The sequence below is a fragment of the Aliidiomarina shirensis genome (assembly GCF_003987345.1).
GTDB classification, from domain to species: Bacteria; Pseudomonadota; Gammaproteobacteria; order Enterobacterales; family Alteromonadaceae; genus Aliidiomarina; species Aliidiomarina shirensis.
Genome location: NZ_PIPP01000007.1, coordinates 105,724 through 126,612, shown reverse-complemented (window position 1 = coordinate 126,612; position 20,889 = coordinate 105,724). Strand labels below are relative to the sequence as shown.

The 20,889-nt window shown below is 46.2% G+C and carries 16 protein-coding genes; 4 read left to right on the top strand and 12 right to left on the bottom strand.

Going from position 1 to position 20,889, the window contains the following annotated elements:
* Positions 1 to 25: 25 nt before the first annotated feature.
* The 6 genes from CWE13_RS12320 to CWE13_RS12295 form a co-directional block, all read right to left on the bottom strand.
* Complete coding sequence (locus CWE13_RS12320) at positions 26 to 2,191, bottom strand: prolyl oligopeptidase family serine peptidase (protein WP_126809074.1); 2,166 nt, start codon at positions 2,189 to 2,191, stop codon at positions 26 to 28.
* Positions 2,192 to 2,354: 163 nt separating this feature from the next.
* Entirely contained in the window at positions 2,355 to 4,289 is a 1,935-nt protein-coding gene (locus CWE13_RS12315) for a tRNA(Met) cytidine acetyltransferase TmcA domain-containing protein (protein WP_126809071.1), read from the bottom strand.
* 93 nt (positions 4,290 to 4,382) lie between these two features.
* The gene (locus CWE13_RS12310) at positions 4,383 to 5,801 is read right to left on the bottom strand and encodes a sodium-dependent transporter (protein ID WP_126809070.1); all 1,419 of its coding nucleotides are present in this window, start codon (positions 5,799 to 5,801) and stop codon (positions 4,383 to 4,385) included.
* Positions 5,802 to 5,953: 152 nt separating this feature from the next.
* Positions 5,954 to 6,421 carry a hotdog fold domain-containing protein gene (locus CWE13_RS12305; protein WP_126809068.1) on the bottom strand — a complete coding sequence of 156 codons (468 nt, stop codon included), beginning with the start codon at positions 6,419 to 6,421 and terminating at the stop codon, positions 5,954 to 5,956.
* A 140-nt stretch (positions 6,422 to 6,561) separates the two neighbouring features.
* Positions 6,562 to 7,941 (bottom strand): flavin-containing monooxygenase, encoded by a 1,380-nt coding sequence (locus tag CWE13_RS12300; RefSeq protein ID WP_126809066.1) that lies wholly within the window; start codon positions 7,939 to 7,941, stop codon positions 6,562 to 6,564.
* Positions 7,942 to 7,944: 3 nt separating this feature from the next.
* Entirely contained in the window at positions 7,945 to 8,283 is a 339-nt protein-coding gene (locus CWE13_RS12295) for a zinc ribbon domain-containing protein YjdM (RefSeq protein ID WP_126809064.1), read from the bottom strand.
* A 73-nt stretch (positions 8,284 to 8,356) separates the two neighbouring features.
* Between CWE13_RS12295 and CWE13_RS12290 the strand changes: the two genes are divergently transcribed.
* Entirely contained in the window at positions 8,357 to 9,547 is a 1,191-nt protein-coding gene (locus CWE13_RS12290; protein WP_241973696.1) for a multidrug effflux MFS transporter, read from the top strand.
* Positions 9,548 to 9,714: 167 nt separating this feature from the next.
* Positions 9,715 to 11,892 (top strand): M3 family metallopeptidase, encoded by a 2,178-nt coding sequence (locus tag CWE13_RS12285; RefSeq protein ID WP_126809099.1) that lies wholly within the window; start codon positions 9,715 to 9,717, stop codon positions 11,890 to 11,892.
* 96 nt (positions 11,893 to 11,988) lie between these two features.
* Here CWE13_RS12285 and CWE13_RS12280 read toward each other — a convergent pair whose 3' ends face one another.
* The 4 genes from CWE13_RS12280 to CWE13_RS12265 all read right to left on the bottom strand — a co-directional run bounded on the left by CWE13_RS12280 (position 11,989) and on the right by CWE13_RS12265 (position 15,018).
* The gene (locus CWE13_RS12280) at positions 11,989 to 12,510 is read right to left on the bottom strand and encodes a hypothetical protein (protein WP_126809059.1); all 522 of its coding nucleotides are present in this window, start codon (positions 12,508 to 12,510) and stop codon (positions 11,989 to 11,991) included.
* Between the two features lie 21 nt (positions 12,511 to 12,531).
* Entirely contained in the window at positions 12,532 to 13,059 is a 528-nt protein-coding gene (locus CWE13_RS12275) for a hypothetical protein (RefSeq protein WP_126809056.1), read from the bottom strand.
* 61 nt (positions 13,060 to 13,120) lie between these two features.
* On the bottom strand, positions 13,121 to 14,455 hold the full coding sequence (locus CWE13_RS12270; protein ID WP_241973695.1) for a PQQ-dependent sugar dehydrogenase: 1,335 nt from the start codon (positions 14,453 to 14,455) through the stop codon (positions 13,121 to 13,123).
* A gap of 8 nt (positions 14,456 to 14,463) precedes the next feature.
* Positions 14,464 to 15,018, bottom strand: coding sequence for a hypothetical protein (locus tag CWE13_RS12265; protein WP_126809053.1), 555 nt, complete (start codon positions 15,016 to 15,018; stop codon positions 14,464 to 14,466).
* A gap of 187 nt (positions 15,019 to 15,205) precedes the next feature.
* On the opposite strand from CWE13_RS12265, the gene CWE13_RS12260 reads away from it, so the two are divergent.
* Positions 15,206 to 17,227: an NADPH-dependent 2,4-dienoyl-CoA reductase gene (locus CWE13_RS12260; protein WP_126809051.1), complete on the top strand. Its 2,022-nt coding sequence runs from the start codon at positions 15,206 to 15,208 to the stop codon at positions 17,225 to 17,227.
* A 36-nt stretch (positions 17,228 to 17,263) separates the two neighbouring features.
* The gene (locus CWE13_RS12255) at positions 17,264 to 18,571 is read left to right on the top strand and encodes a Glu/Leu/Phe/Val family dehydrogenase (RefSeq protein WP_126809050.1); all 1,308 of its coding nucleotides are present in this window, start codon (positions 17,264 to 17,266) and stop codon (positions 18,569 to 18,571) included.
* Between the two features lie 18 nt (positions 18,572 to 18,589).
* Here the strand turns inward: CWE13_RS12255 and CWE13_RS12250 are convergent, their stop codons facing one another.
* Positions 18,590 to 19,129, bottom strand: a complete 540-nt coding sequence (locus tag CWE13_RS12250; protein WP_126809047.1) for a lipocalin family protein — start codon at positions 19,127 to 19,129, stop codon at positions 18,590 to 18,592.
* A 104-nt stretch (positions 19,130 to 19,233) separates the two neighbouring features.
* Positions 19,234 to 20,811 carry a cryptochrome/photolyase family protein gene (locus tag CWE13_RS12245; protein WP_126809046.1) on the bottom strand — a complete coding sequence of 526 codons (1,578 nt, stop codon included), beginning with the start codon at positions 20,809 to 20,811 and terminating at the stop codon, positions 19,234 to 19,236.
* Positions 20,812 to 20,889: the final 78 nt, after the last annotated feature.

Below are 20,889 nucleotides of genomic sequence, written 5' to 3'. Positions count from 1 at the left end.
CTACGCCCGCTTGCAAATGCAATCATTATTCTGCGTCTTGGCTCACTGCGTTTTCGCTAGCCATATCTAAATGTTCAATTAAAAATGCCCATTGGTCCGCAATTTGTTCAATCGCCATCCAAGTTGGGGTTCCCGCGCCATGTCCGGCTCGCGTTTCAACGCGCAACATAACTGGTGCAGCACAACCCTGATCCCGTTGTAGAACCGCGGCAAATTTATAACTATGCCATGGTACCACACGGTCATCATGATCGCCTGTGGTGATAAGTGTAGGCGGATAACACACTCCGGCCTCGGTATTGTGAATAGGGGAGTATGCGTAAAGTGCTTCGAACTCCTCTGCATTTTCACTTAAACCGTAATCACTACTCCAGGCGCGAGCATTGGCACTTGGCGTATGATAACGAAGCATATCCAGAACACCAACCGCTGGCAGTGCAGCACCGAACAATTCAGGGCGTTGAGTGATAGCAGCGGCAACTAACAAGCCACCGTTGGAGCCACCTTGAATGGCAATCTTCTCTGGTGAAGAATAATTCTCCGCAACTAAATACTCTGCTGCTGCAATAAAATCATCAAATACGTTCTGTTTATTTAACTTAGTACCCGCTTGGTGCCAGGCATCGCCGTACTCGCCACCACCACGCAGGTTCGGCACCGCAAGAATGCCACCTTGCTCGAGCCATACCATGCGGCCAACGCTGAAACCAGGGGTAAGCGATACGTTAAAGCCACCATAGCCATATAGCAGTACTGGGTTTTCACCATCTAACACTGAACCTTTGTGGCGCACGATAAACATAGGTACTTCGGTACCATCTTTGCTTTGGTAAAATACCTGCTCCGTAATGTAGCTTTCTAGATCAGCGTTCACTCGTGTTTGTTGGTGCAGTTTAATTTCATCGTTTGCGATATCGTAGTGATATACAGCGCCCGGTTGCGTGAAGCTAGTTAAACGGAAGAACGTTTCTAGGTGATCGGAATCACCAGTAAACCCAGAAACCGAGCCAATCTCTGGCAATTCTAATTGTTTAATATGCTTTCCGTGTGCTGAATAGATTTCTACAACCGATTGCGCATCTTTCAGATAGCTAGCAAAAAACTGGCCACCCACGTAACTCACGCTATCGAGGGTTTCAGTTTTTTCAGCAATAATTTCTTCCCAATGCTCTGGTTGTGGGCGATTGATATCTACGCCAATAACCCGGCCATTCGGTGCATTATTGGTGGTGTAGAAATAAAACATATTGCCATCAGCTTCGATTAAGCTGTAGCGCGCATCCCATTCATCAAACAAAGGCTGCCACTCAGCGTTATCGTCCATCAAGCTTAATACGTGTATGCCATTGGCACGAAACCCTTCCGAAAGGTTAGCAAGCAAGTAGCGGCCGTTGCTGGCTACTTGCGGGTATGGATTAATCGGGCGTTCGTGATCAATTTTGTAAACAAGTTCATCGGCACTTTGCTCTTGGCCAAGCGTATGTTTAAAGATTTGCACCGTTTGTTGATCATCCGCCTGGCCATCTTCCCCTTCAGGGTAACGGCTATAGTAAAACGCCGATTCATCGGGTAACCAGCTTACGTTGGTAAATTTGGTGCCAGTAATATGATCGTCTAGTGATTCGCCGGTGCGCACATCACGAACTCGAAATTCAACCCAATCAGAACCGCCATCAGAAACACCGTACACAATATAATTGGCCTCTGGGCTGATGTAGGTGCGTGAAAGCGATACCGTGCCGTCAGTGCTAAAGTTATTTGGATCGATAAGTACCCGAGCTGGGTTAGAAAGGCTATCGGTAACATAGAGTACAGATTGATTTTGTAAACCATCGTTGCGGTAATAGAAATAATGATCAGCTATCCGGAACGGTGTGCTCAAACGCTCATAGTTCCACAAAGTGGTTAAACGCTCTTTTAGCATTTCGCGGCTTGAAAGATCCGCCAAATGTGGGAGTGTTAAGCTGTTTTGTGCCGCAACCCAAGCTTTTACTTCTGGGCTATCCATGTCTTCTAGCCAACGGTATGGGTCGGCTACTTGCACACCATGGTAGGTATCCACTTGCGAGCCTTGTGCAGATTCAGGATACGCCATACGTTCCTCAGGTTCAGAGATAGGGGAGGGGCTGCTGCAACCAGCAAGTACTAAAATACTTGCTGCGGTAAGATATTTAAAATGACGGAGCGACATAAATAACCTCTTTTAACGATTCTGGGTTAATAATTATTGTAAGTGTTGTAGCAATCAATTTGTGTTTAAGCATACCTCAATTTAGTAAAAATTCAGTGAAATAGTTAAATTAGGGCGATTACGCAGGGCGGGTACCTCAACTTAAAAATCGTCAACGTACGTTTTATGTTTGCGTGTTTGAGTTCAACGCTTCCATTGCCAATGCGCGCAAGTGGGTTAATAAGTCGGCTTTACCATGAAAGCCCGCCTCGATCGCGTTATCCGCTAAACTTGAAGCATTAACTGCGCAGTGCGTGAGTAAACCGTATTCTAACTCTGTATTAAAGGCTGCCTCTGCAAGAATAGGCTGCAGCAGTTCAAATGGAATATGTCCTGCGGCGAAATCAGCCAGATAGGTATGCAGTATTTGCGATTTCTGAGGCTCTTCGCGTTGCTGTTTAGTTACCCAAGCATTCAGCCATTGCAGTTGTTGCGCATGGCTTAATTTTAGATATTGGTAAGGAAAATAAGTGCAAAAGCGGTTAAATAAATCGCTTACTAATTTTCGTGAATTATCAGAATCGGCTGATGCAGCCGGTGAGTGTTCGTTTGCATAAACATGGGCATATAACGCTGAGTACATTCCCGAAGCCGCATCGATATGCTGACCGATACGAAGCGGCACAAATCCATTGCTAACCCAAAAATGATGTAAGTGTTCACTTACGCCAAAGCTTGTGCCAATAAGATCAGCATTCGCGTTTAACGTACTTAGAACATGCTGTAAAAGCGCAGTTCCGGCGCCATGCTTTTGCACCGCTGGTACGATCGCAATTCTAACAATGCGCTGCATGGATAGCCTTGCAGCGTCTTTGCTACGCAAATGGAAACACATACTCTGCGGCAGCAACTGCCCTGGTGGTCGGCGCTTACCTTGGTAGATAGGAGCGATTAACGTTTCGGTTATTGGCCCCTCGCTAGCAACCCAGCAAACGCCAGTAAGGGTATTCTCGTGCCATTGTAAAAATAGATGTTGTTTTGGGTCGTCAAGCAACAAACGCAAATCGTTCGGGCTAGTTTGATAATGCGCTGACGTTAACAGCGTGAATGCTTGTTCCAGCGCTTCAGGCACGAGTTCAGAGGCATGTACATGTTGATACGTGGGCTGTCCGCTAAGGGCTACGTTCGATTCCGCCGCATAAACGCAGAAGCATTGGTTTAGTGCGGTTTCGAGTGGGTCACCAAGGCCCCAGCGAACGGGGTGGTATAATTCTAAGGTGAGAATATTTGCAAAATATTGCGGTAATTGTTGTTGAAACCGTAATGCGAAACCTCTACCCGCACTTTCGTATCCTTCGGTGGTGGTTGCGATAGCAAGCCGCTGGCAACGTATGGCTAAATCGGTTAGCAGGTGGCTAGGAATCGAAGCAGCCTCGTCAATTAGTAGCCATTCATGTTCGCCCTGCTGATAGCTAGATAATTGATCGGGCGCTATGAACGCAAAGTGTTCTGCACCAGTAGTTGCGAATATTTGTTTCGCTTGCCGTTTCGAAGGTGCGCAGAGGGTAAACTTATACTTCGAATATGCCGCATGTATCCACATACCAAGCAAGCTCGATTTACCGCGGCCCCGCGGAGCATTCAGAACAACCGCTCCAGCATCAAAATGTTCTAATTTTTTAAGGGCATTGGCCTGCTCAGCAGTTGCCGTGAATGATTGGCTACTAGTGGCATATTCGGCAAGGTTATCAGCCTCACGAGCATAAATTGCAAGGTAGTTATTGAGCGCAGCCGCTTTGGTAAATTCGGTATTAATCCCTGCACTTTGTAAGGATTGTACTAAGCGCTGCAAACTTGGTGTGAGCTGATTTGGAAGCTTCAGAACCAGACAACCACCACCTGCTATTGTGCCGCTCACTGCTAGTAACGCATCGGCGTGAAATTGCATGCTGGCATCGAAGAAAACACATGAATGTTCGGTACCTAAATATTGCCGATATTGGTTTACCTTATCGGCTGTTAACGTTAGTACCGGCACTGCCATATTCGGAAATGGCGTGTCCGCTTCAATAAGTATTATTTGTCGGTGTTTTACGTTGGTTTGCGATATAGCATTCATAGGTTTCAGTATATCTTGAACTTTATGCCCGCGCTGAAAAAAAATCCCGGCATTGCCGGGATTTCTAAAAGGGTTTATAACGTTGCCCCGCAATTAAAAAAGAGGCATGCCAAAGAATATATCCAGCACCGTATTGATAAACACGACAGCTAGGATGATAGGGATAAAGGTTGTTAGCGAAAAGCTCACATATTTTTGAAAAATCCCATTTTTATAGCCAGAAGCACCGATAGCAAGCTCGTCATTGAGGTTCTTCGAACGCCAGTGCCAAATCACGAATAAGCATATCAGTAAGCCATTCAGCGGCAGTACCGTATCGTAGAACACGTCATAGATAACATCGAATACCGAACGCGAACCGCCACCGTAACTTACGAAATTAGTGAAGAAGTCCACCATGCCAAATGAAGCGGTTGCGATGAGCGTTAAGATACCCATGGTTGCTGCAAGCACCATCAACGCCTTTGCGCGCGAGAATGAGTATTTGCGCACGATAGTAGCGGTAGGCACTTCAATGATAGATACCAATGATGTGATTGCGGCTACAAATACTAATAAGAAGAATATAACCGCAACAATACTTGCGCCGATGTAACCAATATTAGCTGAGAGGGCGAGGAATATCTGCGGCAAGAAAGTAAAAATCATGGCTACCGAAGATTCACTTAATTCTGCCGGATTCGTGTTTGGATTAATCGCGAAAATGGCCGGCAACACCATTAAACCAGCGGTGAAGGCTACGGCTGTATCGGTTAATAACACCATTTTTCCGGCACCAACAACATCATCACGCTGACGTAAATAAGAACCGTAAGTGATTAAGATACCCATACCTAACGACAACGAGAAAAACGCTTGCGAAAGCGCGCCACTAATTACGCCGCCATCAATTTTGCTAAAATCGGGTATTAAATAAAACTGCACACCGGCAAATGCGTTATCCAGCGTGAGTACAAAAGCTACCAGCACTAACAACATTACGAAAAGCGCAGGCATCATAATGCGCGCCGCCTTTTCGATACCATCGCGAACGCCGCTCACCAATACGAAGTAGACAATAGCGGCAACAATGGCAAGATACAGGAACACCATCCAGTTATTGATAAACACGCCGAAATATTCGGGATTGGCAATCACATCGAGGTTACCAAATAACGTTTGCACCAAATAACCCAGTATCCAAACGGTGATAACCATGTAAAAAACACCGATCATAAATGGCGTAATTACGGCTAACCAACCAGCAAACCGCCAAGGGCTCTTGCTACCGGCAAGGGATATGTAAGCACCATGTGGGTCAGCTTGAGTTTTTCGGCCTAATCCCATTTCCGCAAGCATTATGGGTAAGCAGATAAAAACCACGAAAATGGCGTAAATAATTAAAAAGGCACCACCACCGTTTTTGGTAGCAGCAACAGGAAAACCAACCATGTTGCCGATGCCCACAGCGGAACCTGCGGCGGCAAGAATGAAGCCAAGGCGGGAACTAAAATGTTCGCGAGGCGTATCCATAATTAAATCCTATTTTTGTTATAGTTTTATTAATAGCTAGGCGTTATAGCAGGTTTTACCCTCATTCGGCAAACACCAACATAAGCCCATGGCGCTGGTTGGAGCAGCAAATGCGGTAAAACGCTAAATACATAGCTATCGCATAGTTCTAATTATCGTTTCGGTTTGGCTGAAACGTATATGGTAATGTGTCCGGTAATTACTTTGGTTCCATCTGCGCGAAAACCATTTACGGCAACTTGAATATCACCTACCTGCCACGCATCGGCTGGTATTTCAGCGGTAATTTTAATATCGGAATCGGCTTTGGCCGTGTATTCAACCTGCATGCCTTTTGGGATCCAGCGCAAGTTCTTTGGAATAGAAGCTTCCGCTACGGCGCCCATCGCCATTTCTAAACCATTACACAAGGCAATGGCATGCACGGTACCGATATGATTGGCTACCGCCTTGCGCTTCTTAAAGGTAAGTTCACAGTAATTGGGGCGTAGTTCCGTAATTAACGGTTTAATGGTTTTAAAGTAGGGAGCCTTACTGGCAAACATACGCGAAAATATCTGGCGGCCAAATGGCAGGCGTAAGGTTTTAGTATATAGCGCGAGTAGATAATTTGATTCCATGTCTGGCTCTCAATTTAAATGATGAAAATTTGTGATCTTATTTTTATCAGGCTGCGTTTATATTCCTGACAGCAGGTTTGCCGGCCTGCTGTTCGCTAGCAACGAGCTTGGGCCAACAGTTTATCTGTTGGCTCTTTTTTTTACCCTGTTTTTTGTGTGTTCTGCACTCGGGTAAAGGTTTTATATGCTCCCACTTTTCCACCCGGAGCATTGCCAATATCAATGCCTGCTTGTTTTAACGCGGCTTTTAAATCGCGGCGGAATTTATGGTAATCCACTTGAGTTGAGTGCCGGCTCCCACTTTCGAAAGGTAAGTGGGGATGCTCAATTTCATATTGAATGGCCGCTTGCATATCTTTGGGCCGTTGATAACGCCCGATAATTTCCTGAACAGCGATTTTCGCTTGGTAATCGGCCAATGGCCAGATACAGCCAAGAGGTTGAAACAAGCCTATGAAATACAAATTATCGTATTTCTCATGCATCATCTTTAAGTACAACGGTACTTTTTCCGAATCCTCAAAATCGATAAAGCTCTTGGCGAAAAAAGGAAAGCTAATACGAAAGCCAGTGCAGGCGACTAAGATATCGTAGATACCACTCTTACCATCGCTGAATTCAACCATTTTTTCGTTCACCGATGTGATATCAGCACGAGGGTGGATACGCCCGTGGCGGATAAAATCAAGTAAATCAGAATTCACTGTAGGGTGATGGCTGAGCAATAACGTTTTCGGCTCGGGCAAATTATATGCCGTTTTATAATTGCCCTGCATTAGCTTCACCAGCTTCGTGAGAAGCCACTGCCGTATTCGATTTGGAACCCACAGGGGCATGCGGCTTCCGAGCACATCGGAAGGCTTACCAAATATAAATTTCGGCAAAAACCATTGTGGGCTGCGCATGCTTAGATGCACCGTTTCAGAAATGCGGGCTGATTCTACGGCAACATCACATGCGGAATTCCCAGCACCAATAACTAATACACGTTGGCCCCGCCAGCTATCATCTACTCCCTTAAAATCATGAGAATGCAGATAGCGGCCGGTAAATTCTCCGGGTAGCTCTGGATGTTTAGGGTTCCAGTGATGGCCGTTTGCAACCATTACATGGGTAAAGCGTTTACTGCGCTGAGTGCCTTGGTTATCACTCCAAGTGATTAAGAATTGGCCGTCTTGTTGGCGCTCTACTTGTTCTACTGTGGTTTGAAAACGAATAGTTTCATACACGCCAAAATGTTTAGCATAGTTTTCAAAATAGGCTTGCAACTGCCGGTGATTCGGATAATCGGGGTATTCAGCGGGCATGGGGAAATCTTCATATTCCGACCATGCTTTAGAGCTAATAATATGGGTGTTTTCGTAAACGCTGGAATGGCCAGTACGTGAATTAAATACCCAATTGCCGCCCACTTGATTATTTTTTTCGAATACTTCAACAGCCAAGCCTGCTTCTAAGCAATTCTTTGCTGCTGTTAAGCCGCTGGGGCCGGCACCGATTACCGCAACAGTTGCATGCATGCGTTAAACCTTTTTCACAAACTCAGTTTTTAGTTTCATGGGGCCGATGCCATCGATCTTACAATCGATATCATGATCGCCATCAACCAAACGAATATTCTTCACTTTAGTGCCTACTTTCACAACGAGGGAAGACCCTTTCACTTTTAAATCTTTTATTACGGTAACCGTATCGCCATCCTGCAATTCGTTGCCGTTGGCATCACGTTTAACACTCGTATCATTGTTTTCCGCTTCAGCTACTTGCGGCCATTCATGCGCGCACTCTGGGCAAACATACATAATGCCATCTTCGTATGTGTACTCAGAACCACATTGCGGGCAATTTGGTAAATTACTCATTTGTTAACACCTTTTAAACATGGAATTAGCCTATAATGCCTCAATCAGGCTCATCTTGCTACGTGGTATCTGCATGCAGAATTCAAACGCTACAACCTACATCAAAGGCTTTGCTTGGCTTCTTGCCGGGCTAGTTGCGCTGGGGCCGTTGGCTATTGATGCGTACCTACCTGCAATGCCAATTATGGCCGATGATCTAAGCACCTCGTTACATAATATTGAAATTACCCTCAGTGTTTTCCTTATCGGCTTTGCCGCAGGCCAGTTGATTGGCGGGCCGATCTCTGATCATTTTGGTAGGCGTTTAACGATTTTAGTTGGGTTGAGCTTATTTACCTTCGGTAGTGTTTTTATTGCGCTTGGGTCGTCGATTGAATTGCTTTGGTTTGGCCGAATTCTGCAAGCCTTTGGCGGCGGGATGGGTGTGGTCAATACCATGGCGGTTGTTCGCGATCGCTACTCTGGAAAGGATAGCGCCAAGATTCTTTCGCAAATAGTAACCATTATGATGGCGGCGCCATTGCTAGCTCCCTTTATTGGCGCGTTCTTTTTATTGATAAGCGATTGGCGCAGTATTTTTTGGTTCTTGGCTGTTTATGCGGTGATATTACTGCTGTTGCTAAGGCGCTATTTGCCGGAAACACGGCAGATAACGGCAGCACCGAAGCAATCGGCTGTTTCGCGCTACCTTTCAGTGCTGAAACATCAAAGGGCGCTTGGTGTTTTGTTCGCAGTTGCGTTCAGCAACGCCGGTATGTTTACTTTTATTACTACTTCGCCAGGCGTATACATGGGCTATTACGGGGTAAGCGAAAGCCTGTACCCCATACTTTTTGCTGTGAATATTATTGCTTTAAGCTTGTGTAACCAGATCAATATTCGAGTGCTACAGCATTTCGAACCTGAGCAAGTGTTGCGCACTGGGCAGAAGCTCCAACTCGCCGTGGGCATTATGATGGTAGGTTCGGTTTTGTTGTTTAATCTACCCATTTGGCTGTTGGTGCCCCAGATTATGATATTCGTTGGAATGCAAGGATTTGTAGTGGCTAACGGGATGTCGCGGGTAGCTGATTTCTTTCCGCATAACTCAGCTACGGCATCGGCACTAGTAAGTTCGAGTGGCTTCACTATGGGCGCATTGGTGGGGGGCTTAGCTGCTGTTTTGAGCAATGGTGAGCCGCTTACTATGGTTGCCGTTATGGCCGCATGCCCATTGCTAGGGATTCTGTTGCGGGTGCTTATCCATAAAAACGCCTCGGAATGAGGTAGAGCACATGATTTGTAGTATCAAATGGCTTATTTTTTTCGTTGATTTGATGCATACTCGAAGACTGCCGCGTGTTTGTGTTTATCAAATGATACGGGTTGTTACTAAAGCAAGAGCCTAAGGCAAACATATAAAACCAAAGAAGGGGAAATCGTGTGATTACCATGAAGAAAACAATTCTAGCATCGTTAATCGGTGCGTCTTTAGCCATTACTGGCTGTTCTGAACAAGCGCCAGCACCTACCGTTGAGCAAGAATCTGTAAGCGAGAGCGCGTCAGCAAATGCAGAAATGGCGGTTGAAAATCCATTCTTTCAAGCAAGTACCTTGCAATATCAAGCACCTGATTTCCGCGTAATTAACGATGACCATTTCCTACCAGCGTTTGAACGCGGTATGGAAGAACACATGGCCGAAGTTGAAGCTATCGCTAACAATCCAGAAGCGCCAACGTTTGAAAATACCATTGTTGCTATGGAGCGCAGCGGTGAGTTGTTAACCCGTGTTTCTCGCGTTTTTTATAATTTAACAGGTACCGATAGCAACGAACAACGCCGCGCTATTCAATCTGAGCTGGCGCCAAAGAATGCAGCCCACTCAGATAACATCAATCTCAACGGTGCTTTGTTTGAGCGTATCAAAACTATTTACGATCAACGTGAAAGCTTAGGCTTGAACAGCGAACAACAACGCTTGGTTGAAGTGTATCATCAGCGCTTTGTTCGGGCTGGCGCTCTACTTACAGAGAGCCAGAAAGATGAAATTCGGGCATTGAATGAAGAGCATTCAAACCTTACCAACCAGTTCGCACAAAATTTGTTAGCGGAAACCCGCAACATTGCAGTGGTTGTTGATGACGTAGAAGAGCTTGATGGCTTATCACCTGCACAAATTCGTTCAGCAGCAAATGCTGCCGCAGATCGTGATATGGAAGGTAAGTATTTGCTAAGCATTACGAATACTACTCGCCAACCGATTCTTACTTCATTAAATAACCGTGAATTACGCCAGCGGGTTTGGGAAGCTTCTGCAAATCGTGCGCAATCAGGTGAGTACGATAATACCGGCATTTCTGCTCGCTTAGCGCAAATTCGTGCACAGCGTGCAGCATTACTTGGCTACGATAGCTGGGCTGATTACAACCTTGAACCGCAAATGGCAGAAAAGCCAGAAGCCGTGTTTGAAATGCTCGGTAGCATGTTGCCAGCAGTGGTTGCCAACACCAAAGCTGAACAAGCGGCTATTCAAGAAATGATCGAGAAGAAAGGCGGTGATTTCGAAGTAAAACCTTGGGATTGGGAATACTATGCTGAATTCGTTCGCCAAGAGCTTTACGATCTTGATGAGAGCGAAGTGCGTGAATACTTCGAGTTTAATCGCGTATTGCATGATGGCGTTTTCTATCTGATGAACCGTTTCTACGGTATCACTTTTGAACCGCGTCCTGATTTGCCTACCTATCACGAAGATGTAGAAGTGTATGAAGTGTTTGATGCCGATGGAACTAGCATTGCCCTTTTCTATGCTGATTACTTCGCGCGTGAAGGCAAACGTGGTGGTGCTTGGATGAGTTCATTTGTGGGCCAATCACACTTGCTAGATACTAAACCTGTGGTTGTGAATGTGATGAACATTCCGAAAGGGCCAGAGGGTGAACCTACATTAGTGAGCTACGATCACGTAACTACTATTTTCCACGAGTTGGGCCATGGTATTCACGGCATGTTCTCAAACGTTACTTATCCAACATTAGCGGGTACTTCAGTATCGCGTGATTTCGTTGAATTCCCTTCTACTTTTGAAGAAGATTGGGCTGCACATCCAGAAGTAATTGCTAACTACGCTAAGCATTACGAAACAGGTGAGCCAATTCCAGAAGAGTTACTTGAGCGTGTTATTCGTTCACGTAGCTTTAATCAAGGCTTCGATACCCTAGAATATATCTCGGCCTCTTTGCTCGATATGGAATGGCATTCACTTACTGCTGATGATGAGTTGCAAGATGTGAATGAATTTGAAGCGGCAGCTTTAGCGAAATATGGTGTTGATTTAGAAGCGGTTCCACCACGCTATAAAACAACCTTCTTCTCGCATTCAATGGGCGGTGGTTATTCTGCTAGCTATTATGCTTACATGTGGAGTGAGATCTTAGCGGCCGATGCATTCGCTTATGTGCAAAGCCAAGGTGGCTTAACCCGCGAAAACGGTAACCATTATCGCCGTAATATTTTAGAAGTAGGTAACTCACGGCCAACAATGGAATCGTATATCGAATTCCGTGGCCAAGAGCCAACCACCGATGCGTTATTGATTCGCCGTGGTTTGAAGCTTAACGTTGAGTAAGCGTTTACCAAAGTAATTGTTAAAGCTCAGAAGAATAAAAACCCGATTCAGAAATGAATCGGGTTTTTTATTAGAAAACGCTAAGCATTGAAATGCTTAAAAGCGGCCGCTAAACCAATGATTAGTAACTACAAAGCCAATACCGAAAGCATTAGGCCCGGAATCATAGCCAAAGTTAATACCAAAGTTTCGGCCAATAAAAGCCACTCCTAAATTCGCATTCAAACGATGCTTACTTCTAGGTTCGGCATTAAACCCGTGCTCGCGTTGATACGAATAACCAGGGCCTGCATATAGAACTACGTTGTTATTAGGTTTGAAGGTAAAACCTGCGTTCAAAACCCGAACAGTGTGGCGATCAGAACTGCTATTCCCGGCGAAATCAGTTTCTGGAATACCAACGCTAATATAGCCACCAACCTGCCGATCAAAGGCCTCAGGTTTAGCCAACCATAAAGGCACATAATTGCCGCGCTCGGAGTTATCGTTTAGCAGGGGTGAGCCTGAAGCAAAACCCACGGTAATTAACCAATCATCGCTGCTCTGAGCTGACGCGGCTTGCGAAAACCCAAGCAATCCTAGAATGGCAATAATGCCACCAACGTTGCGATTACACATTTCGAAATTCCTTTTCTAATTCTAAAAACGATAACCTACATGCAAAGAGATATTTAACTTTGCATCTTTATTGCCATTGCGGTTTGTTTCATTAGCTACCCATGAGCTAGCGCCATAATGAAAGCCGCTGCTATCAAAACCGTTCGAGTAGTATGAGTAATACAGGCCAGCCCCATAAATATCTCGTTGATAGCCACTGAATGTTTCTTCTCTTACAAGGTTTTCGGTGCCAGTTATGCCGGCATAGACACCGAGGGCGTGATTTCTATTGAAATCGTTTGCAATGAACCCGGTAAATTCATAAGAAATGCCTGGGCCACAAGCGTTAGAGATAAAATTGGATAATGAAACACAGCCTACAGAAAGCTGCACCGCTGAATTATGGGTAACAAAATATCTACCAGAAGCACCTATGCCAGAGTAAGGCATACCAATACCGATACCAAAATCAATGCTACGTTCTTGCGCGATGGCGGGTGCTGTTAAGCCGCATAAAATTGTCGATGCGAGTAAAAGCTGGGTGAGCGTTCGTTTTCGTTGTGCTTCCATGAGTAATACTTCCTTATTTCAACTAACAAGAGCTATGAGCAGCTCTATATTTCATGAGCGCTTATTCATCGCTGGGGGTTACTTTAATTAAACTACCAGCCGCGCTATCGGTAAGCAAATATAGCGCACCGGTTTGCGGGTGAACGCGAATATCACGAATACGTTGATTCAGCTCCGTGAATAATATTTCTTCTAATTGCAGTGGTTTATGTGCGCCTGCATTATCTAAATTTGCTGCATGCTCGGGGAGCGAAAGTATGATTTCCGAGCGGGTGCGGAATCGCAGCCTAGCAACATGTTTGCCCGCAAGCGCAGGAACTAATAAATCGCCGTTCCATTCGTTAAACATATCGCCGTAATATATCGCCAGCCCCGCAGGCGCAATAGAAGGTGTCCAGCTAAATTCAGCAGCCGTCAGCCCGGGCAATTGCTTATAGGGGCTAATTAACGCACCGGTATAATCGAGCCCATCCGTGATTAGCGGCCAACCATAGTTAGCTCCACTGCGTAAGCGATTAATTTCATCCCCGCCGCGCGGGCCATGCTCGCTGATAAACATACGTTGTTGCTCTGGATGCCAGGCAATGCCTTGCACATTTCGATGGCCGTAGGTGAAGATCTCGGGCTTCGCGCTAGAGCTCGCCAGCATTGGGTTATCAGCTGGAATGCTGCCATCTTGTTCAATGCGAACAACGCTACCAATGTGGTTCGCAACACGTTGCGCATCTTCGCGATAATCAAAGCCATCGCCAAGCGTGAGTAATAGGGTGTTATCTGGCATAAATGCAATGCGGCCGCCGTAATGGGCACTGCCACGTTTGGCTGGCGCGGCGCGGAATATTACTTGGGCATCTTCGAGCGTTTCACCATTCCATGTTAACCGAGCTAGGCAAGTGTTGTTCGCATTGGCGGTTCCACAGGCGTAGCTAAGAAATACGGTGTTGTTGCGCGAAAATTGCGGGCTTAGCGCGATATCAAATAAGCCAGCTTGGCCAGATACCCAAAGATCTTCCAGCGGCGGCATGAATTGGTTGATTTCGCTGCCCTCACTATCAAGGTGGCGCACCATACCGCCGCGTTCCGTTATCAGCATGGTGTTATCGGTTAAGAAAACTAAACTCCACGGAAAAGCCAAATCCGTTGCTAAGTGCTCATACTGGTATGGCGAATTTTCGATTTCAGGCTCTGAGCTCTCTTCATCAGAGGCATCACTACTGGCGTCACTATTCCCTTCTTGGGCACTGATTTGTTCTTGGATTTGCGCTGAGCTTGTAAATGCGAATGCCGGTTGAGATTCTAGCACCGTACCGTAAGCCAGCAGGCAAAGGAGCATGCCCCAGCGCTGTAGCCATATAGTTTTTATCGGTGTAGTTGCTGAATTAGTTAATGGCTTCATTCTCACCTTCATTCGGGCGTGCTCGTGGTGTTCGTTTGTGTAGGCATTGATTCATTGGCTGCAGAGGCGTTATTAGCATGGTGTTTCGCGCGAATTCGCTTTACCAATTGCTGGCGAAAGTAACGGCTTAGCCAAGCATAAACTGCGCCACCAATAAACCCACTTAAGATCATGAAAAAAGTGCCAACATTGGTTCGTGTAGCGGCGATTAGGGTTGGCATCGGGGCAAAGTGATCGGCCACTAAAAACGCAACCCATAAACCAATCGCGCCCGCTACCGCACACCAGGCGATAAACTGTCGGCGCTGCAGGCGCACGATAATATGCGCTACAGGTAGTGCGATAATGAATGCTGCGGCCACAACAATCATGAGTAATGGTGCAAAGTTCAATAAATCGTGCCAAGTTGCATCTAAGCGCTGGCTATGTGTAATGCTGGGGCCAATACTACTGATGCTGAGGATATTAAATTGGGTTTGAATCACCGAGCCAAGTACACCAGCGATAAATACTGCTGGAAGGAAGGCGAAAATATAACTAAGCCAATGTGATTTGTGCTTCATGCGCAACAACCCTGATTGCTGTTCAGCGAACATTTTATATGGGTAGTTAACTTAACGAATTTACACGAAATTAGCTATAGCCAAGAAGGTTTTCTTGGGCTTTTCAGCGTACACCTGTGCTTGCTCGATTTTTCAGAAGCAGATAGAGTGGCGTTATTACAGGTTAGACCAGAGGAAAAGAATAAATATGAGTCAGCCATATCCGCACATGTTAAAGCCACTTGATCTCGGCTTTACCACACTAAAAAACCGAGTATTAATGGGGTCGATGCATACCAATCTTGAAGAAGAAAAAGGTGGTTTCGCTAAGCTCGCCGAATTCTATGCAGCGCGCGCCCGAGGTGGTGTTGGTTTAATTGTTACCGGCGGTATTAGCCCAAATTACCGCGGCCGATTGGCGCCTTTTGCCAGCCAGCTAACGAACCGCTGGCATGTTACTAAACATAAGAAAGTTACCGATGCAGTGCACGCTGCTGGCGGAAAGATTGCTATGCAAATATTGCATGCCGGGCGCTATTCTTATCACCCGTTCAGTGCTGCACCAAGCGCGATTAAAGCGCCGATTACGCCGTTTAAGCCAAAAGCCTTGAGCGAGCGGCAGATTCTGAAAACCATCAAACACTATGCGCGAGCCGCGAAGTTAGCGAAAGAGGCTGGCTATGATGGTGTTGAGGTTATGGGTTCGGAAGGTTATTTGATTAACCAGTTTATTTGTCAGCGCACCAATAAGCGCACCGATCGTTGGGGCGGTAGCTTTGAGAATAGAGCGCGCTTCCCACTCGAAATTATGAAGGCTGTGCGCGCTGCGGTTGGCGATGATTTTATCATTATCTACCGCCTTTCGATGCTCGATTTGGTAGAGGGTGGCAACACGCTAGAAGAAGTAATCGAGCTTGGTAAAAGCGTGGAGAAAGCGGGTGCTACTATTATCAATACCGGCATTGGCTGGCATGAAGCTCGTGTGCCCACCATAGTAACCTCGGTGCCGCGTGGAGCATTTCGTTGGATTACCGCACGTTTGAAAAAAGAATTGAGCGTGCCGGTAGTGGCAACGAATCGAATTAATACACCCGAGATAGCCGAAGATATTTTAGCCAATGACGAAGCCGATATGGTTTCGATGGCGCGCCCATTCTTGGCCGATCCTGATTTTGTAAATAAAGCGGCTGCTGATAAAGCGGATCGGATTAATACCTGTATTGCGTGTAACCAAGCCTGCTTGGATCATGTGTTTGAAAACAAACGCGCGAGCTGTTTGGTGAACCCATTAGCTGCATTTGAAACTGAGCTGGTAATGCACCCGGTTACGGAGAAGAAAAAGGTTGCGGTGATTGGCGCGGGCCCAGCGGGGCTTTCGGCGGCATGTTTTGCGGCGGAGCGAGGCCATGAGGTGCATTTGTTTGATGCCGCGAAAGAAATTGGTGGCCAGTTTAATTTCGCCAAGCAGATACCGGGTAAAGAAGAGTTTTATGAAACCATTCGTTATTTCGCCAACCGGCTGGTGGATGCCGGCGTAGTTCAGCATTTGGAAAGCCCACAAACTGCCGAAAGTTTAAAGAGCGCGGGTTTCGATGAAGTGGTGTTAGCAACTGGGGTGAAACCTCGGGATGTGCAAATTCCGGGTATCGAATCGGATAAAGTGTTGGGATATTTAGATGTGCTGCGTGATCACAAGCCGGTTGGCAATCGCGTTGCTGTTATTGGAGCTGGTGGTATTGGCTTTGATGTTTCTGAATACTTAACCACGGAACACTCGCCAACCCTGAATAGCGATGAATGGCATGGTATTTGGGGTATTGATCAAGGCTATGAGAACCGAGGGGCGCTGATGCAGCCATTGCCCGATCCTTCACCGCGAAAAATATTTTTGCTACAACGCAAAGAAAGCAAAGTGGGCGGTGGCCTAGGCAAAACTTCAGGTTGGGTACACCGCAACACCTTAAAAAATAAAGGTGTTTCGATGCTCAATGGTGTTACTTATAAGCAAATTACTGATCAAGGATTGGAAATTGAACGTAATGGGCAAACAGAGTTATTAGAAGTTGACCATATTATTATCTGTGCGGGGCAAGTGCCATTACGCACGTTGCAAGAACCGCTGCAACAAGCGGGCATAAATGTGCATTTGATCGGTGGCGCTGATGTAGCGGCGGAGCTTGATGCGAAGAGAGCAATTCGCCAAGGTGCGGAGGTTGCAGCACAGTTATAGTTGTTGAAATAGAAATACGCGAAAGGAGAAGCATGAATGGCAGATACAAAAGCAGCACCGAAAGTTTTAGACGATGCGCGCGGGCGATTAGAAGATATTTATGATCGCCTTGATGTTTCTGACGATTCACGAACTCGCTTATCGCGGCCACAACAAGTTATTGAAGCATCAATCCCGGTAAGAATGGATGATGGTTCATTGCAAATATTCCCTGCATGGCGTGTGCAGTACGATTTAACACGCGGCCCCGGGAAAGGGGGTATTCGTTTTCATCCCGATGTGAACGCAGATGAAGTAACTGCGCTTAGTTTTTGGATGGCAATTAAGTGTGCTGTAGTTGATTTACCTTACGGTGGCGCCAAGGGCGGTGTATGTGTTGATCCCAAAAAGCTCTCTCGAATGGAACTCGAGCGCCTTTCCCGGGGTTATATTCGTGCCATGTTTGATGTAATCGGCCCGGATTTAGATATTCCGGCGCCCGATGTAAACACCAACGAGACGATCATGGGCTGGATGGCCGATGAATATTCCGATATTGCGCGCGCAAAAACGCCTGCCGTTATTACGGGCAAACCCCTAGGCTTGGGCGGCTCAGTTGGTCGAGTGGCCGCAACGGGTGAGGGTGCTCTGGAAGTTCTGAGAATTTGGGTAGAAAAGCAGAAGAAGAAACCGGAAGATTTAACGATCGCTGTGCAAGGCTTCGGCAACGCGGGCTATCATTTTGCTTGTGCGGCACAAGGTTTAGGCTTTCGTGTTGTTGCAGTATCTGATTCAAAAGGCGCTGTGTATTCCGACAAAGGCTTAGATGTTAATGCTATTTGGGAACACAAGAATAAAACCCGCGAGCTTAAAGGGATTATTTATTCGGAATCTTCAGTAGGTGAAGAGAAAGGCGTTGAAAAGCTCTCTAATGCGGAGCTTCTGGCATTAGACGTGGATATTTTGGCGCTCGCCGCGCTCGAGAATGTAATCACCGAGGATAATGCGGATGATGTGCAAGCGGGGTTGGTTCTGGAGCTGGCAAATGGGCCAGTAACGAGCAAAGCAGACAAATCACTCAATAGCCGTAAGATTCCGGTTCTTCCTGATGTTCTGGTAAACACCGGCGGTGTGATTGTGAGTTACTTCGAATGGATTCAGAACCGAACGGGTGATTACTGGACCGCAGAACAAGTTCAAGAGCGCATGAACAAGCGCATTGGCGATGAAGCCAATGCTTGTTTTGAACTTGCTGAGGAAGAAGATATTGATTTGCGCACCGCCGCCTACATGCTGGGTTTACGGCGTATCACCAAAGCTATGGACGACAGAGGTAACCAAGGTTACTTCAACGGCGATTCATAACTAGGAACTTGCCCAGTTTTACTCGTCAACCGGGCCATGTTTTACGCGATAAAATTGGTCGATGTCGTAGCCCCACGCATAGGCGCGTGCGGTTACTTCATCAATTAAGCCTTGGCTTGGGCGCGGCGAGCGTGATAACAGCCAGAAATAATCTTTGCTATCACTCACCACTACGGCGTATTCGTAATTACTCCCCAATTCTGCCACGTAATAACCGCCATTGAACGGCCAGAAAAAGGTAACTCGAAAGCCTGCTTCCATACCCGGCACGGGTTTTGCTGTAGCGGTAGCGGTTTTCCACTCTCCACTGGTGCGATTATAACCTTTGTTGGTTACGTGAATGGTGCCATCTTCGTTCAAGCGATATTCAGCGGTAACGTTATCCAAATCTTTTTCAAACCGATGGGGTAGGCGCAAAATTGAATACCAAGTGCCCATGTAGCGTTCAGCGTCGAGGTTTTCTATCGGCTTAACGGCAGGATCGGGTTGGCTGGAATAATGAATATATGCCCAACCAGCGGCAACAATTACGATAATTAATAAAAGAAGCTTTTTCATGCGCGAACCCTTCTGCGTATTCCTTCAAGACCATTAATAACTATCAGCATCTAACTTTTATCAATGAATGTCTAGCGCTGTTTAAACCGCATTTAAATGTACCATTAAAGTGAATCGATATTGGCCAAATAATGCTTCGCTTGTGCAAGTATAGCCTCTTGCGCAGCAGTATCTTGCTTTTCCCACTGCCGATACATCATGCCCATCCGTGGGTTGTTTGCCAACTTACCTTTGTGCTTATCTAAAAAGTGCCAATATAAACTGTTAAATGGGCAGCTACGTGGCCCTGTTTTTGCCGATACCTTGTAGTAGCAATCTTTGCAGTAACTACTCATTTTATTGATATAGTTACCCGAAGAAATATAAGGCTTTGTAGCAAGTAGGCCGCCATCGGCGAATTGGCTCATGCCACGTGTGTTAGGAAGCTCCACCCACTCAATAGCATCGATATAAATACCCAAATACCAATCATCCATCGCATCAGGGTGAACACCCGCCAGCAAACCGAAATTACCGGTAATCATTAAACGTTGAATATGGTGAGCGTAAGCCGTTTCTAACGATTGCGATACCGCGTGTTGTACGCAGTTCATTTTCGTATCGGCATTCCAGTAGAATTCTGGTAGCGGGTTTTCGTGTTCAAAATGGTTTAGTGTTTTATAGCTGGGCATTTCTCGCCAATAGATTAAGCGCACAAACTCACGCCAACCGATAATTTGCCGGATAAATCCTTCCACTTGCGCCAGTGAAATCAGCGTTGGGTTTTCTTCATAAGCCGATAACGCAGCTTCCACCACCTCTTTGGGGCTGATCATTTTAGTGTTTAAACTAAATGAAAGGCGAGAATGGAAAAGCAGATAACAGCGCCGGCTCATGGCATCTTGGTATTGGCCAAAATAGGGCAAACGTTCATGCATAAAGGCTTCTAGTAGCTGCAACGATTGTTGCCGGCTAATCGGCCAATCAAGTTGCTTGGGGGTAGCTGAGCCCATGGTTTTGATCTTGGCGGCATCCAACATGGTGGCAATATCGGTTGCATCGTTAGCAAAATGCAGCGGCTTAGGTACGGAAACTTTATCGGGTAATTTGTTGCGGTTATCGTGGTCATAGTTCCATTTTCCACCGGTGGGTTTATCACCCGCCATTAAGTAACCCGTTTCCTTGCGTACGCGGCGGTAGAACGTTTCCATAAGAGGCGCTTTGTTGGCGGGCAGATAATCATCTACCGCTTGCCGAGAAATTAGGAAATGCTCGGTAGAACAGCACTCGATAGCGAAAGTATCGGGCAACGTTAAGGTTTCAAGTTGCTGCATTAAGCGATATTCATCAGGCTCTTGGTAACTAAACTTCTTCGGTTTACAGTGCTCAAAAATAACGTTGAGGTTTTCAGTGAGTGATTGTAGGTTTTCTCCACCATCAAGCTGCAAATAAAGAACGTCGGCACGGGTTGCTAGAGCTTTGGAGAATGCGCGCATGGCGGCAAAAAAGGCGAGCACTTTTTGTTTGTGGTGGCGCACGTAATTAGTTTCTTGCTGCATTTCGAACATAACGTAGAGCACGTTATCGTTGCGGTTAAACCATGAATGCTTGGCATTGAGTTGATCGCCAAGAATTAAACGCACTTCACGAAACGCTTTTCGTTTTTCCTTCGGAATATCTTGTAGGTTTAACCAAAGCGCCATCTATGAAAACTCCGTTTATTTGAATATGCTGCGTGAGAAGAGATCACATCTAGTTTCACGGTAGTGTAGAATACGCGG

Bases quoted from the DNA above. Each gene is read 5' to 3' on its own strand.
- CWE13_RS12300 (WP_126809066.1), bottom strand. From the start codon at position 7,941: ATGCATGCAACTGTTGCGGTAATCGGTGCCGGCCCCAGCGGCTTAACA.
- CWE13_RS12255 (WP_126809050.1), top strand. From the start codon at position 17,264: ATGGCAGATACAAAAGCAGCACCGAAAGTTTTAGACGATGCGCGCGGG.
- CWE13_RS12305 (WP_126809068.1), bottom strand. From the start codon at position 6,421: ATGGAATCAAATTATCTACTCGCGCTATATACTAAAACCTTACGCCTG.
- CWE13_RS12260 (WP_126809051.1), top strand. From the start codon at position 15,206: ATGAGTCAGCCATATCCGCACATGTTAAAGCCACTTGATCTCGGCTTT.
- CWE13_RS12320 (WP_126809074.1), bottom strand. From the start codon at position 2,191: ATGTCGCTCCGTCATTTTAAATATCTTACCGCAGCAAGTATTTTAGTA.
- CWE13_RS12265 (WP_126809053.1), bottom strand. From the start codon at position 15,018: ATGAAGCACAAATCACATTGGCTTAGTTATATTTTCGCCTTCCTTCCA.
- CWE13_RS12250 (WP_126809047.1), bottom strand. From the start codon at position 19,129: ATGAAAAAGCTTCTTTTATTAATTATCGTAATTGTTGCCGCTGGTTGG.
- CWE13_RS12285 (WP_126809099.1), top strand. From the start codon at position 9,715: ATGAAGAAAACAATTCTAGCATCGTTAATCGGTGCGTCTTTAGCCATT.
- CWE13_RS12290 (WP_241973696.1), top strand. From the start codon at position 8,357: ATGCAGAATTCAAACGCTACAACCTACATCAAAGGCTTTGCTTGGCTT.
- CWE13_RS12295 (WP_126809064.1), bottom strand. From the start codon at position 8,283: ATGAGTAATTTACCAAATTGCCCGCAATGTGGTTCTGAGTACACATAC.
- CWE13_RS12315 (WP_126809071.1), bottom strand. From the start codon at position 4,289: ATGAATGCTATATCGCAAACCAACGTAAAACACCGACAAATAATACTT.
- CWE13_RS12270 (WP_241973695.1), bottom strand. From the start codon at position 14,455: ATGAAGCCATTAACTAATTCAGCAACTACACCGATAAAAACTATATGG.
- CWE13_RS12310 (WP_126809070.1), bottom strand. From the start codon at position 5,801: ATGGATACGCCTCGCGAACATTTTAGTTCCCGCCTTGGCTTCATTCTT.
- CWE13_RS12245 (WP_126809046.1), bottom strand. From the start codon at position 20,811: ATGGCGCTTTGGTTAAACCTACAAGATATTCCGAAGGAAAAACGAAAA.
- CWE13_RS12280 (WP_126809059.1), bottom strand. From the start codon at position 12,510: ATGTGTAATCGCAACGTTGGTGGCATTATTGCCATTCTAGGATTGCTT.
- CWE13_RS12275 (WP_126809056.1), bottom strand. From the start codon at position 13,059: ATGGAAGCACAACGAAAACGAACGCTCACCCAGCTTTTACTCGCATCG.